Genomic DNA, 14,170 nt, shown 5'->3' with positions numbered 1-14,170 from the left:
CCTATTTATTTTGTTCATTAAAGTGAAATATCTTTTTTCTCTGTTTTATCATATTTTAATAAGTTAAATGATAAACAAGCAGAGCACAATATAAGGAAAGAAGCGAGAATATAAATCGTACGAACACCGAACAGGTCGGTAATAATTCCAACGCTAAGCATAGAAAGACCAGAAGCTGCGGAAAGGAGTGCGCCATGAGCTGTATACATTTTTGATAATAAAGTAGGGGCTACACTAGATTGTAGTACTGTCGTTTGAGAAATATCTCTAATTTGATAACATGGCCCCATTAGAACGCATAGAAAAAGCGCAATAAACCCGCTACTTGTCATACCATATAAAAATGTAAGAATACTAAACATAAGAGAGCCTATCGCCATGGAGCGTATTAAATTGTTTTGAATGTATGTACTCATTTTCCATGCTAATATCCCGCCAATTAACGTCCCTACATAATAACTTGTATTAATATATCCCCACCATTCTTCTCCTTTATGAAGAACAGTCGTTACATAAGCCATTGTAATAGCACCGATCCATATTGTCCCTGCGAAAGTTTCAATTAAGTCCATGCATGTAACGATACGGAGAGAAGGGTTTTGAAATAAGAGTCTCCAACCTTCCAATAAAGCAGCGCCTTTTGAAGAAGAAGGCTCTATTACTCGTTCAGTATGTATGGAACGTAATGAAAGGTGTAGTGCAAAACATCCAAAAATCATCAAAATGTTATTCATCATGAGTGTAGAAGTAGCACCGATAAGAAGAACTATAACACTTGTAAATGAATAAGCAGCGGCTTGAGCAATTTGTGTGGAAAAGGAAAAAATACTATTTACTTTTACTAATTGTTCTTTTCGTGTAAGGCGAGGAAGGATACCGTATAATAACGGTGCGCTCCAGCCGCTACATAAAGAAATGAAAAAAATGAAAATGAATAGTGTTACAACGTTTGAGGAAAGGGCCGGGAATACTATCATTAATAAAAATAAGAGAGCAGTTTTTGTCCATTGTAGTGTGAAAAGTAATGAATAAGATGAAAAACGATTCATTATAAGTGGTGCAGATGTATTTGCTATAAGATTAGTTATGACCTGGAGTAATGGAAACAGAGCAGTTAATGTAGCTGATTTCGTTGTGATATACATATGGGTTGTAATAATCATGATGTATACGATATCAGCAAGAGTAATGCATATTTTAGAGCCTAAATAGTAAATTAGTGAACGATTTTGCAATAAGCACACCACCTTCCTAAAAAATAATATTTCAGTAGTTAGAATAATTATAATTTGAAAATTAAATTTTCGAAAGAATTTAATTTTTTGTCACTTTTTGAAAGGGATTTTCATGTATAATGAAGAATATATTAATATAGTATTTTAATAATACTCATTATAACAGTGAATATGTACAATAGCTTGTAGTAAGCGCCCACGTACAAGAAAGGGCGGATAAACCATTCTTTTCTTCATATACATATAGAAAATGAGAAAGAAAGTGAGGGTTGTATATGGCTGCTTGGGTAATTTGGTTTATAATAGCTGGTATTTTATTTATTGCGGAAATGTTGTCGATTACGTTTTACATGCTGTGGCTTGGAATTGGAGCTGTTGTCGGAGGTCTTATTGCTTTGTTTGTTCCTGAAGCATTACTGTTACAAGTCATTGCTGGTGCGATTGTCAGTTTAACATTGACTTTCTTCACGAAAAGAATTTCAAAAAACTTTCGAGAAGCAAAAGGTTTTACTGATACAGTAGATATGCTTGTTGGTAAAAAAGGTATCATTATGCAAGCGATTACAAATGAGACAAATGGTATTGTGAAGGTGGATGGAGATACTTGGACAGCTATTGCAGATGATCCAATTGATGCTGGAGAAAAGGTTATTGTTATAAAGAGGAATAGTACTATATTACAAGTGAAAAAGGAGAGTGAATAAATATGGCAGTAGCATTGACATTAACGATTATTTTCGCACTAATTGTTGTTACATTTATCGCATTAACAATTAAAATTATTCCACAGCAAAAAGTTGGGGTTGTTGAAAGATTTGGTAAGTTTCAACGTATTATGCAGCCGGGATTAAATTTATTAATACCAATTGTGGATCGCGTTCGTGTATATCATGACTTGCGTATTCAGCAAACGAATGTACCGCCGCAGAAGGTAATTACGAAAGATAATGTACAAGTAGAAATTGATACAATTATTTTCTATCAAATTGTGGAACCAGAACTTGCGACATATGGTATTTCGAACTATGAATATGGTGTTCGTAACATTACTTCTGCAACGATGCGCCAAATTATTGGTAAAATGGAACTGGATGAAACGTTATCTGGTCGTGAAAAAATTTCAACAGAAATTCGCTTAGCACTTGATGAAGCAACAGAAAAATGGGGCGTACGTATTGAACGTGTTGAAGTTGTCGATATTAATCCGCCAAAAGATGTGCAAGCATCGATGGAAAAACAAATGAAAGCAGAACGTAATAAACGTGCGATTATTTTAGAAGCTGAAGCTGCAAAACAAGATAAAGTTCTTCGTGCTGAAGGTGAAAAGCAAAGTAAAATCTTAATGGCTGAAGGTGATAAAGAAGCACGTATTCGAGAAGCTGAAGGTATAAAGGAAGCAAAAGAACTAGAAGCGCAAGGGGAAGCAAGAGCGATTGAGGAAATTGCAAAAGCAGAACAAAATCGAATTGAATTACTTCGTGCAGCAGATTTAGATGAACGCGTACTTGCTTACAAATCATTTGAATCATTGATTGAGGTTGCGAAAGGACCAGCAAATAAAGTCTTTATTCCGTCTAATGCAATTGAAACACTTGGTACTCTTGGGGCAATTGGAGAAATCTTTAAAGAAAAACAAGCGAAGAAATTGCCTTCTTCAGATACACCAAAAGAACAATAAGAATGAAAAAGAGAAATGGGATGCCATTTCTCTTTTTATTTTTTATCATTGTTTTAATTTATAAATTAAATGAGTAAGGGACGGGAAACCCTTCCTTTTTCATATGCACTAAAAAATTTTTAAGATTTCATAATATGAAATAAAGGAGAATCTGTAAAAAATAAAATTGGTATAATAATTGAAAATTCAGTCATCTAGTGAAGTTTCTAAACTTTTTAGTATATTATTATTGGAAATCGGAGGGGAAAGAATGGCAATTAAAACAGGGGAACAGTATATTGAAGGATTGAGAAAAAGAAATCCTGAAATTTGGATTGGAGGAAGAAAAGTAACGGATGTAGTAAATGAAGATGTTTTTCGTGAACCAATTTTACAAATTGCGAACTTATATGATATGCAGCACAATCCAGAATATCAAGATAAGATTACTCATATATGCGAAGAGACAGGAGAAAGGGTATCAAATGCATTTTTAGTACCGAAAAATTATGAGGATTTAAAAGTACGCCGTGAATTATTTGAAGTGTGGGCAAAAGCTACTTATGGTTTAATGGGTAGAACACCTGATTTTTTAAATGTAACGGTTACTTCGATGGCAAGTAATTCGTGGTTTTTTGAGAAGTTTAATCCAGAATGGGGAGCGAATATAAAAAATTATTATAAACATATAAGGGATAATGATTTGTTTTTAACACACGCAATTATTAATCCACAAAATGATCGGAGTAAGGCTTCCCATCAACAAGAAGATGAAACAATGCATTTAGGGGTAGTAAGTGAAACAGCGGAAGGGATGTATGTTAGTGGTGCTAAAATGTTAGCGACACTGGCGCCGATTACGGATGAGGTAATAATATATTCCTATCCAAGCTTTAAGCCAGGTGATGAACGTCATGCAATTTCTTTTGCAGTTCCAATTGACGCACCAGGTCTAAGAATTCTATGTCGTGAGCCAATGCAAGATGGAAAACGATCTTTATTTGATCACCCACTTGCATCAAGATTTGAGGAAATGGATGCATTACTAGTATTTCATAATGTGTTTATCCCGTGGGATAAAGTATTTATTTATCAAAGTGTGGAAGCTGGGAATCAATTGTATCCTAAAACCGGAATTGGTCATCAACCAGCCCATCAATCTGGGGTAAGAGGGTTAGTAAAACTATCTTTTGCAGCTGAAGTAGCTATGAAATTAGCAGATTCGATTGGAGTAGATGGATTTTTAAATGTACAAAACCAGTTAGCAGAGCTTATGCAAGATGTTGAAACGATACGCGCTCTCCTGCAAGTAGCTGAATATGAGTATGAAACGAATTCATATGGAGAAGTTATTCCTGCGAGGTTGCCGCTTGATACAATACGCAGTTTATTACCTAAGATGTATCCGCGTGCTATTGAGATTATTCAAACAATAGGTGCTGGTGGATTATTAATGTCACCGACAGGTGCTGATTTTATGAACCCCGAGATTCAAGATGATATGCAAAAATATTATATTGGGCGTGAAGGAGTATCTTCTGAGGAACGGGTTCGTTTATTTAAATTAGCATGGGACTTATGTGGTGAGGCTTTTGGACAACGGTTATTACAATATGAGCGTTATTATTCTGGAGATCCGGTGCGTAAAATGGGAATGTTTTATAATGCGTACAAAAAACAACAAACTTTTTCACTTGTGAACAATGCATTGCAATCGAGTTCATCTGAAGGAGCCTTAAGTTAAACAAAAATGTTCGCGCTTACATTTTTGATTAAAAAGGAAGGAGCAATAGAGGAAACCAAGAATTTTACTGTTAGGATGTAAATCTTCTTATATTTTTAACAATATCTAAAACTTGAGAACTGTAACTGGAATAGGGGAGGTAAATGATTTGATCGCTTCTATCGGTAAAATTTGCAAAATTCTAAATTGTTTTACGAGTGATGAACCAGTTCTAGGTAATTCGGAAATAGCGGAAAAGCTAAATATGAATGCAAGTACGGTTCACCATCTTGTTCGTACGTTGTGTGCAGAAGGAATGCTCATACAAGATGAGCAAAGAAAATATAGATTAGGTTGGAAATTGTTAGAGTGGGGAAATCAAGTCATGTTTCAGCAAGAGATTTATAGTGGAGCCATTCCACTTGTTGAAGAGCTTGTAAGAAATTTTAGTGGTACTGTGCATATCGGTATGTTTGATCGTGGTGATGTTGTATTTATATTGAAAGTTTCGTCAAAGGAGTCCGTTCAAATTTCAACACATGTTGGATCAAGAGAACCTGCATATTGTACAAGCACAGGGAAAGTACTGCTTTCATTTAATTCATCTTCCTTAGAATATACTTCAGAGAAAGGACTTTTACCAAGAGCGCCTAATACAATTACTTGTGTCAAACAATTCCAGACAGAGTTACAGAAGATTCGTAAACAAGGTTATTCAATTAGTGATAACGAAAATGAGCATGGACTGTATGGGATTGCAGCGCCTATTCGATCTTATACTGGGAGAACCATTGCGGCGCTTAATATTGTTGGACCTATATCGTATATGCAAGGAAGTAACCGTGAAATCATAATTCAAAGTGTGATGAATACGGCAAATTTGATTTCCAAGGAATTTGGTTATTTGGAAATTTAACTTTAGAAGAAAAGAGATGAGTATCATTTATATACATGAGCAGTGTATACCTGAATTTACGAAATCTATTGTTTCAATTGGAGCATTTGATGGTGTGCATAAAGGTCATCAAGCTGTAATTAAAAATGCGGTTGAGAAGGCAACGGCATTAAAGATAACAAATGTTGTGTATACATTTGATCCACCACCACGCTCATATTTTCAAGGAGCGCAAGTATTAACGCCTATTGATGAGAAGGTGAAACGTATTCAAAACCTTGGTGTTGAACATGTGATTGTAATTCGGTTTGATGAGTCTTATATAACAAAAAGCGCGAGTTGCTTTATTCAAGATATAAAAAGGTTAAGCCCCGTAGAAATTTTTATTGGTCAAGATTTTAAGTTTGGAAAAAATCGTGAGGGAGATATTGAGTTGCTAAGAGAACACTTCAACATTTCTCTAGTGAAAGATGTTTGCTGTGATGAAGGTGAGCGAATATCTTCAACGAGAATTAGAGATTATGTCTATCGTGGGGATTTGCAAAAGTCTAGCTCTTTACTCGGTTGGTCTTTTAAAACGATATAAATAAAAAGGAATCATGAGGAGGAAATAATATGTCTAAAACATTGCAATCTTTTAATTTACTAAAATGGATTGATGAGAATAAGGAGTTATTGAAGCCACCAGTAAATAACAAAGTGATTTGGCAAGATTCAGAATTTATTGCCATGATATTAGGTGGTCCAAATAGAAGACGTGATTTCCACGTAGATCCTTCAGATGAATTTTTCTATCAAATTAAAGGTGAATGTTATGTGGAATGTATTACAGAGGAAGGTAAGCGGGAAGTTGTCACAGTAAAAGAAGGGGATGTATTTATGCTGCCAGCTATGGTACCACATTCACCACACCGCGTTGCTAACACATTTGGGCTAGTAATTGAAAGAAAACGTAGCCAAGGAGAACTTGAAGATTTCGTTTGGTTCTGTGACGAGTGTAATCATGAAATGCATCGTGTACGTGTTCAATTAAATGATATTGAAAAACAAGTAAAAGAAGCAATTCATAGTTTTAATTCAAATAAGGAAATTCGAGCATGTAAAAACTGTGGTTACATTATGCCAGAAGAAGTGGAGGAATGGAAGTGCGAATAGATTTTCATACACATATTATTCCTGAAACTTTTCCGGATTTTGAAGAGAAGTTTGGTGGCGGTCGCTGGCCAATATTAAATCGGACTTGTACATGTGGTGCAAGTATTATGGTTGGAGGGAAAAATTTTCGTGATGTGACAGACCAAGTATGGTGCCCTAAGAAAAGAATTGAAGATATGGACCGGGAAGGTGTAGATATTCAAGTTTTATCGCCAATCCCTGTTACATTTTCGTATTGGGCAAAACCAGAGGAAGCCGAAAGTATGGCACGTATTCAAAATGATTTTATTGCAGAAACAGTTTCAGCACATACAGATCGTTTTGTAGGATTAGGAACGGTTCCGATGCAAGATGGAGAAACTGCAATTCGTGAAATGGAACGTTGCATAACGGAATTAAATTTACATGGTATTGAAATTGGTACAAACGTAAATGGTAAAAATTTAGATGATCCATCGTTTATTGAATTCTTTCGAATGGCTGAAAAGTGGCAAGTTCCAATTTTTATCCATCCGTGGGAAACGTTAGGACGCGATAGAATGCCACACCATAATTTTATGTATACAGTCGGTATGCCAAGTGAAACGGCGCTTGCAGCAGCTACACTTATATGTAGTGGAATAATGGAAAAGTTTCCACGGTTAAAAGTTTGTTTTGCGCATGGCGGCGGATCTTTTCCATATATTTTGCCAAGATTAGATCAAGGCTGGAAAGTATGGCCTCATTTACGTTTGACTACACATCCTCCTAGTTATTACGCAAAGAAATTTTATTTTGACTCTTTAAATTATGATCCTATGAATTTGAAATATATGATTGAAAGATTTGGGCATGAAAAGATTTTCATGGGTTCGGATTATCCATTTTTATTGCGAGAAATTGATCCGGGTAGAGTGATTGATGAAACATCTGGTTTATCCGAGGAACAAAAAGCAGCAATGCTTGGGGGAAATGCAGCAGAATTTTTAAATATTGATATAAAAAAACGAGGTGTAGCATATGCAGAGAGTACAAACACCTGAGGATAAATTAGGAGAGTTGGGAATTATACTACCAGCTATTCGCCCAGTAGTTGGAAATTATGTTAGTTGTGTAAGGGTAGGTAACTTATTATTTACTGCTGGACAAGGTGTAGATGAGTATCACGGGAAATTAGGAAAGGATATATCGATTGATGATGGATATAAAGCAGCGAGACAATCCATGTTGAATTTATTAAGTGTTGTAAGAAATGAACTAGGTGATTTAAATAAGGTGAAACGAGTTGTAAAGTTGCTTGGCTTTGTAAATAGTACGGAGGATTTTATCAATCAGCCAAAAGTAATGAACGGGGCATCGGATGTATTAGTAGAGATTTTTGGAGAAAAGGGAAAACACGCCCGCTCTGCAGTCGGTATGGCTCAATTACCTAATAACACAACAATTGAAATTGAGATGGTTTTAGAAATTGAGGAGTAGGGGGGAAAGACGGTGAACAAAGAATTATTAGCTGACAAAATGAAAGTAAAAGATGCGAAATTGTTTATTGATGGACAATATGTGGATTCTGTATGTGGTGAAACGTTTGATACGTTCAATCCAGCGACGAATAGAAAGTTAGCTTCTGTAGTGAAGGCAAATGAAGAGGATACAAAAAGAGCAATTGATGTAGCAGAACGAACATTTAAAAGTGGCATTTGGAGTAAAATGCCTGTTGAAGAACGATCGGATATTTTATGCAAAATGTCGGATTTAATTATGGAACGTGTGGATGAACTAGCGTATATAGAAACTCTGGATGTTGGAAAACCAATTAAGGAAAGTAAAGGATTCGATATACCACGCGCGGCTCATAACTTTCGCTTCTTTGCTGAAATGGCTAAATATATGGTGCACGAGCACTATGACAAACATAATTTTATGTCATATGCAAAGTACGCTCCAGCGGGAGTGACAAGTTTAATCATTCCTTGGAATTTGCCATTTATGCAAATGACGTGGAAAGCATCAGCCGCGCTTGCTTCTGGTAATACAGTTGTTGTCAAACCGGCCTCTTATACTCCATTAAGTGCAGTTATGCTTGGTGAAATTGCTAATGATGCAGGATTACCACCAGGTGTACTTAATATTATTACAGGTCCAGGGAGTACTGTTGGGACAACAATGACTACACATCCAGCTGTAAGAAGAATTTCATTTGTTGGAGAAAGTAATACAGGAAAAACAATTATGCGTAATGCAGCAGAGAATTTAATCCCTGTTTCATTAGAATTAGGAGGAAAATCAGCAAATATCGTATTTGAAGATGCGGATTTAGATGAAGCGGTACAAGGATCGATTGAAGCTATATATCGGAACCAAGGAGAAATTTGTTTAGCTGGTTCGAGATTACTTGTGCAAGAAAGTGTATATGAACAGTTTTTAGAAAAATTTGTAGCAGCTGTACAAAGAATAAAAGTTGGAAACCCTCTTTCTGAAGATACAGATATGGGAGCACTAGTATCAAAATCTCATTTAGAAACGGTTGATCGCTATGTAGAAATAGGAATTTCGGAAGGTGCAAAATTAGCCTATGGTGGAAAAAGAGTTAAGAGTTTAGTAGAAGGGAATTTTTATGAACCTACTATTCTATATGATGTTGATAATAGTATGCGTGTAGCGCAAGAAGAGATATTTGGTCCAGTTCTAGTTGTTATTCCGTTTAAAACGGAAGAGGATGCAATTCGCATTGCGAATGATTCCATTTATGGACTAGCTGGAGTTGTTTGGACCAATGATCTTAGAAGAGCGCAACGAGTGGTTTCACAAATTGATTCAGGCTTACTATGGATTAATTGTTGGTATGTTCGGGATTTACGTACTCCATTTGGAGGTTCGAAGGCAAGCGGGATTGGTAGAGAAGGTGGACGTCATAGTTTTGAATTTTATACGGAAGCTAAGACAGTAACGATGAAATTATAAAGGTGATGTTTAAACTTAAAGTACAAAGAGCTCCCATCTAATATTTATGGAAATAAAGTAGATAGATGGGGGTTAGTTACAATGGGAATACTTAGGGATATATAAATTTAAAAATGAGGTGAGAGCAATTGTTAATTAGAGAATTAGCCGATGAACTAGTACAAGCTGAAAATTCACGTGTAGGGATACTTCCTTTTACTGAGAGATATGATAATTTATCTGTTGAGGATGCTTATAATATTCAACTTGAAGTTGTAGGGAGAAAGTTAGAGAGTGGACGTAGCATAATTGGCAAGAAAGTTGGTCTTACAAGTGTTGCAATGCAACAAATGCTTGGAGTAAATGAGCCGGATTATGGACATTTACTAGATGATATGAAGATAGAAAGTGGTAGTGAAGTTTCAATGAGGTCCTTTGTATCCCCAAAAATAGAGGCAGAAATAGGGTTTGTGTTAGAGCAAGATTTAAATGGGCCTAATATTACATACATTGATGTACTGATGGCAACAAAGTATGTTGTACCTACACTTGAAATAATTGATAGTCGCATTGTTGATTGGAAAATTAAACTGGCTGATACAGTAGCGGATAATGGCTCATCAGCGAAGGTTGTAATTGGTCATACATTCTCTAGCATCGATAAAGTAGATTTACGTACAACTGGAATGACACTTTATAAAAATAATAGTTTAATTGCAACGGGTGCTGGCGCGGCTGCATTAGGCCATCCAGCACAAGCTATTGCTTGGTTAGCTAATAAGCTTTATGAATTTAATATTGGATTGAAAGCAGGGGAACTAATTTTACCTGGCGCATTATCTGGTGCTGTTTCAGTTCAAAGTGAAGACAACATTCGAGCTGATTTCGGTTTACTTGGATCGGTTTCTGTAACATTCATATAGTTTAAAGCGTTGAAAAAAGGGGGGATAAATGTGGAGAAAGTAAAGGCGGCTATTATCGGATCGGGTAATATTGGTACGGATTTAATGTATAAATTAAGAAAAAGTGAAGTCATAGAGCTAAATGCCATAATTGGAATAGATTCAAAATCGGATGGTTTAAAGCGAGCAAAAGAAGCAGGATACGAGGTTTTTGATAATGGAATACAAGCAATGATTGATAATCCAAGTTTAGCTGATATTGTATTTGATGCAACTTCAGCTAAAGCGCATAGTTATCATGCAAAAGTATTAGGAGAGCTTGGGAAAATAGTAATTGACTTAACTCCGGCTGCATGCGGACCGTTCGTTTGTCCTGCTATCCGAAATAATCATTTTGTAGATAAGCAAAACGTTAATATGATTACGTGCGGAGGACAAGCAACGATTCCAATTGTTCATGCGATTAATGAAGTGGCAAATGTTACATATGCAGAGATAGTTGCAACTATTTCAAGTTTAAGTGCAGGTCCAGGTACAAGGGCAAATATTGATGAATTTACAATTACGACGAGGCGTGGAATTGAAGAAATTGGCGGAGCAGATTATGGGAAAGCACTTATTATATTAAATCCTGCGGAGCCTCCTATTTTAATGAGAGATACAGTATATTGTGAAGTTAAGTATATGGATAAGGATTCTATTCGTGAAGCAATTCATAAGATGGTTGAAGTAGTTAGGGCATACGTTCCAGGTTATTCTCTAAAACAAGAGCCGATGTTTGATGGGAATCGTGTGACTGTATTTTTAGAGGTTGAAGGAGCTGGAGACTACTTTCCTCCTTATGCTGGTAATTTAGATATTATGACGGCAGCGGCATTAAAAGTAGGTGAAGAATTTGCAATGCGGATCATTTCAGAGAAGAAAAGAGGTGTAATGAATGAGGCGAAATAGTGAAAGGCCAGTGAAAATAACGGAAGTTTGTTTACGTGATGGAAGTCATGTAATGAAACATCAATTTACAGAAGAACAAGTTCGATCTGTAACTAGAGCATTAGATGAGGCTGGTATGCATTATATTGAAGTGAGTCATGGAGATGGTTTAGGAGGCTCCACATTACAATATGGAAAGTCATTAGTTAATGAAATGAAGTTGATTGAAGCAGCGGTAGATGAGTGTAAGCAAGCTAAAGTAGCTGTTTTGTTAATTCCTGGTATTGGAACGATTCATGAGTTAAAGCAAGCTGCAAATATTGGCGCGAAACTTGTTCGTGTAGCGACGCATGTAACAGAAGCAGATGTTTCAGCACAACATATCCAATTTGCGCGTGAGTTAGGTATGGAAGCGTGTGGCTTTTTAATGATGGCACACTCTGCACCGGTTGAAAAGTTAGTAGAACAAGCAAAGCTTATGGAGGACTATGGTGCTGAGGCGATTTATGTAACGGATTCAGCGGGTGCTTTATTGCCTCACGAAGTACGTGAACGTATTCGAGCATTACGTCAATCTTTAAATGTCGAAATTGGTTTCCATGGTCATAATAATCTGTCTGTTGCAGTAGCGAATACAGTGGTGGCAATTGAAGAAGGTGCGACACGTATTGATGGAAGCGCGCGGTGCCTTGGCGCAGGAGCTGGAAATGCCCAAACAGAGGTATTACTCGCTGTTTTAGATCGTATGGGATATAAGCTAGATATAGATTTATATAAGATGATGGACTTAGCTGAGGATGTTGTTGCACCTTTATTGCCAGCACCGCAAGAAATTCAAAAAGGAAGTCTTGTAATGGGATATGCTGGTGTATATTCTAGCTTTTTATTACATGCTGAAAGAGCGGCAAAGCGTTTTGGTGTAGACGCCCGTGATATTTTAATAGAACTTGGGAAAAGAAAAGTAGTTGGTGGACAAGAGGATATGATTTTAGATGTCGCGGCAGAATTAGCAAAGATAAAAATGGGGGTGTAAAAGATGGCTTTAGTAAAAGGAGCAGATCTAGAAATTGTTGACTATTTACTTCAGGCTGAAAAAGATAGAAAAGAAGTAGTGAAAGTAACAGATAAGCATCCGGATTTAACGGTGGATGACGCATATAGATTGCAAAAATGTTTAATTGAACAAAAAATGAACGAAGGTTCTAAAAGAGTTGGGGTAAAACTTGGATTAACAAGTAAGGCAAAACAACAAATGATGGGTATTGATGAAGCGATATACGGATATTTGTTGGAAGATATGTTAGCGTTTGAATGGGAGCCATTACAATACGAAACATTCATTCATCCAAAAGTAGAACCAGAGATTGCCTTTTTAATGGATGAGGATTTACAAGGGACGAATGTGACAGCTGAGGATGTATTAAAGGCAACAAAATATGTTGCGCCAGCTTTAGAGATTATTGATAGTAGGTATTTAAATTTCAAATTTACATTACCTGACGTAATAGCAGATAATTGCTCATCTTCAAAATTTTTGTTAGGAAGTAAGTGGATTGATGTTAAAGATATAGATTTAGCTAATGTAGGGATGGTTATGTCGAAGAATGGTAAGATTGCTACAACTGGAACGGGGGCAGCTGTACTGGGACATCCAGCAGAGGCGATTGCTTGGGCGGTAAACAAACTTGGTTTACAAAATGAAGGGTTAAAGAAAGGTGATATTGTATTAAGTGGAGCATTATCAGAAGCGATTGCTTTCAAAGCAGGAGATTCTATTATTGCACAATTTGATGATTTAGGAAGTATAGCGATGTTTTGTGAATAAAAGGTAAAGCGAGAGATAAAAATGCCCATTATACAAATTCAAATAATAGAAGGTAGAAAGAAGGAGCAAATTCAAAATCTAATATTTGATGTTACAGAGGCGGTTGCGAAAAACTTAGATGTAGATGTTGAAAGAGTGCGTGTTCTGGTGAATGAAATCCCGAGTTCGCATTGGGGAGTAGGAGGAAAGTCTAAAGCTAGTTTAAAAGAAAGTTAGTTAGTAATAAAAGCAATTTTCATTCTTATATGAATGAAAATTGCTTTTATTGTTTTGAAAAGTTTTAATAATATGTTAAAATTTAGTCTTGGTTTTAAGGAGATAAGGGGGAATAAACATGCAAATACTACTAATACGCCACGGAGAATCAGAAGCTGATATCTTAAACGTACATGAAGGACGAGCTGACTTTGAATTAACAGAAAAGGGAAGGCAGCAAGTGCAAAGACTTGTACAGAAAGTGAAAGCAGATTTTCCGCCAGATTTCATTTGGGCAAGTACATTAAAACGTGCTCGCGAAACTGGTGAAACGTTAGCAGAAGGAATTGGATGCCCAATTCAATTAGAAGAGGAACTAATGGAGTTTAATAATGGGGTACAAGCTGGCTTATCATTTGAAGAGGCAAAAAAATATCCAGAGCCAAAGTTTCTTCATGATCGATTTGAAAACGGGGAATCATTTATTGAATTTAGAATGAGAATAGAAGGCATCTTTTCTAAAATCGTGACAGACAATACATATGACCGAATTGCAATCGTTGCACATGGTGGTGTAATAAATAGTCTATTACGTGCGTTTTTCAAAATGCCAATTTCAATGGATTATTATTTTAAAATGGGAGATACGGGAATAAGTTTAATTGAAATTGATGGTGAACAAAAAACGATACATTTCATTAATGATACGAATCATTTGGACGGGATGTAAAAAC

At 36.2% G+C, this 14,170-nt stretch carries 16 protein-coding genes; 15 read left to right on the top strand and 1 reads right to left on the bottom strand.

All coding sequences use genetic code 11. The annotated features are described in order from the left end of the window. Positions 1–17: 17 nt before the first annotated feature. Complete coding sequence (locus QCI44_RS18040; protein ID WP_141537634.1) at positions 18–1,235, bottom strand: MFS transporter; 1,218 nt, start codon at positions 1,233–1,235, stop codon at positions 18–20. Between the two features lie 275 nt (positions 1,236–1,510). Between QCI44_RS18040 and QCI44_RS18035 the strand changes: the two genes are divergently transcribed. The 15 genes from QCI44_RS18035 (at position 1,511) to QCI44_RS17965 (ending at position 14,166) form a co-directional block, all read left to right on the top strand. Next, the gene (locus QCI44_RS18035) at positions 1,511–1,939 is read left to right on the top strand and encodes an NfeD family protein (protein ID WP_016134240.1); all 429 of its coding nucleotides are present in this window, start codon (positions 1,511–1,513) and stop codon (positions 1,937–1,939) included. Positions 1,940–1,941: 2 nt separating this feature from the next. Further along, positions 1,942–2,913, top strand: coding sequence for an SPFH domain-containing protein (locus QCI44_RS18030; protein WP_000257392.1), 972 nt, complete (start codon positions 1,942–1,944; stop codon positions 2,911–2,913). A gap of 250 nt (positions 2,914–3,163) precedes the next feature. After that, entirely contained in the window at positions 3,164–4,636 is a 1,473-nt protein-coding gene (locus tag QCI44_RS18025; RefSeq protein WP_353811373.1) for a 4-hydroxyphenylacetate 3-hydroxylase family protein, read from the top strand. 148 nt (positions 4,637–4,784) lie between these two features. Beyond that, positions 4,785–5,531, top strand: coding sequence for an IclR family transcriptional regulator (locus tag QCI44_RS18020; protein ID WP_353811372.1), 747 nt, complete (start codon positions 4,785–4,787; stop codon positions 5,529–5,531). A 16-nt stretch (positions 5,532–5,547) separates the two neighbouring features. Continuing rightward, positions 5,548–6,096: an FAD synthetase family protein gene (locus QCI44_RS18015; RefSeq protein WP_098561064.1), complete on the top strand. Its 549-nt coding sequence runs from the start codon at positions 5,548–5,550 to the stop codon at positions 6,094–6,096. 29 nt (positions 6,097–6,125) lie between these two features. Further along, a complete protein-coding gene (gene nbaC / locus QCI44_RS18010; RefSeq protein WP_016088202.1) occupies positions 6,126–6,665 on the top strand; it encodes a 3-hydroxyanthranilate 3,4-dioxygenase in 540 nt (179 codons plus the stop codon). Beyond that, positions 6,650–7,687 (top strand): amidohydrolase family protein, encoded by a 1,038-nt coding sequence (locus tag QCI44_RS18005; protein WP_098561063.1) that lies wholly within the window; start codon positions 6,650–6,652, stop codon positions 7,685–7,687. The genes nbaC and QCI44_RS18005 overlap by 16 nt, the downstream gene beginning before the upstream one ends. Further along, complete coding sequence (locus QCI44_RS18000) at positions 7,665–8,123, top strand: RidA family protein (RefSeq protein ID WP_098561062.1); 459 nt, start codon at positions 7,665–7,667, stop codon at positions 8,121–8,123. Before QCI44_RS18005 ends, QCI44_RS18000 begins: the two co-directional genes overlap by 23 nt. A 12-nt stretch (positions 8,124–8,135) precedes the next feature. Further along, complete coding sequence (locus QCI44_RS17995) at positions 8,136–9,605, top strand: aldehyde dehydrogenase (protein WP_098561061.1); 1,470 nt, start codon at positions 8,136–8,138, stop codon at positions 9,603–9,605. A gap of 128 nt (positions 9,606–9,733) precedes the next feature. After that, complete coding sequence (locus QCI44_RS17990; RefSeq protein WP_016088198.1) at positions 9,734–10,507, top strand: 2-keto-4-pentenoate hydratase; 774 nt, start codon at positions 9,734–9,736, stop codon at positions 10,505–10,507. 30 nt (positions 10,508–10,537) lie between these two features. Further along, the gene (locus tag QCI44_RS17985) at positions 10,538–11,437 is read left to right on the top strand and encodes an acetaldehyde dehydrogenase (acetylating) (protein ID WP_098561060.1); all 900 of its coding nucleotides are present in this window, start codon (positions 10,538–10,540) and stop codon (positions 11,435–11,437) included. After that, the gene (gene dmpG / locus QCI44_RS17980) at positions 11,424–12,449 is read left to right on the top strand and encodes a 4-hydroxy-2-oxovalerate aldolase (protein WP_098561059.1); all 1,026 of its coding nucleotides are present in this window, start codon (positions 11,424–11,426) and stop codon (positions 12,447–12,449) included. The genes QCI44_RS17985 and dmpG overlap by 14 nt, the downstream gene beginning before the upstream one ends. A 3-nt stretch (positions 12,450–12,452) precedes the next feature. After that, on the top strand, positions 12,453–13,241 hold the full coding sequence (locus tag QCI44_RS17975) for a 2-keto-4-pentenoate hydratase (protein ID WP_098486409.1): 789 nt from the start codon (positions 12,453–12,455) through the stop codon (positions 13,239–13,241). Between the two features lie 15 nt (positions 13,242–13,256). Next, positions 13,257–13,457, top strand: a complete 201-nt coding sequence (locus QCI44_RS17970; RefSeq protein ID WP_255287971.1) for a 4-oxalocrotonate tautomerase — start codon at positions 13,257–13,259, stop codon at positions 13,455–13,457. Between the two features lie 118 nt (positions 13,458–13,575). Next, positions 13,576–14,166, top strand: coding sequence for a histidine phosphatase family protein (locus QCI44_RS17965; RefSeq protein ID WP_098486408.1), 591 nt, complete (start codon positions 13,576–13,578; stop codon positions 14,164–14,166). Positions 14,167–14,170: the final 4 nt, after the last annotated feature.

It is taken from the genome of Bacillus cereus group sp. RP37 (genome assembly GCF_040459695.1).
In the GTDB taxonomy this organism is placed as follows: domain Bacteria; phylum Bacillota; class Bacilli; order Bacillales; family Bacillaceae_G; genus Bacillus_A.
This window is presented reverse-complemented; position numbering and strand designations above follow the sequence as displayed.

Bases quoted from the DNA above. Each gene is read 5' to 3' on its own strand.
- QCI44_RS18035 (WP_016134240.1), top strand. From the start codon at position 1,511: ATGGCTGCTTGGGTAATTTGGTTTATAATAGCTGGTATTTTATTTATT.
- QCI44_RS18030 (WP_000257392.1), top strand. From the start codon at position 1,942: ATGGCAGTAGCATTGACATTAACGATTATTTTCGCACTAATTGTTGTT.
- QCI44_RS18025 (WP_353811373.1), top strand. From the start codon at position 3,164: ATGGCAATTAAAACAGGGGAACAGTATATTGAAGGATTGAGAAAAAGA.
- QCI44_RS18015 (WP_098561064.1), top strand. From the start codon at position 5,548: ATGAGTATCATTTATATACATGAGCAGTGTATACCTGAATTTACGAAA.
- nbaC (WP_016088202.1), top strand. From the start codon at position 6,126: ATGTCTAAAACATTGCAATCTTTTAATTTACTAAAATGGATTGATGAG.
- QCI44_RS18005 (WP_098561063.1), top strand. From the start codon at position 6,650: ATGGAAGTGCGAATAGATTTTCATACACATATTATTCCTGAAACTTTT.
- QCI44_RS18000 (WP_098561062.1), top strand. From the start codon at position 7,665: ATGCAGAGAGTACAAACACCTGAGGATAAATTAGGAGAGTTGGGAATT.
- dmpG (WP_098561059.1), top strand. From the start codon at position 11,424: ATGAGGCGAAATAGTGAAAGGCCAGTGAAAATAACGGAAGTTTGTTTA.
- QCI44_RS17975 (WP_098486409.1), top strand. From the start codon at position 12,453: ATGGCTTTAGTAAAAGGAGCAGATCTAGAAATTGTTGACTATTTACTT.
- QCI44_RS17965 (WP_098486408.1), top strand. From the start codon at position 13,576: ATGCAAATACTACTAATACGCCACGGAGAATCAGAAGCTGATATCTTA.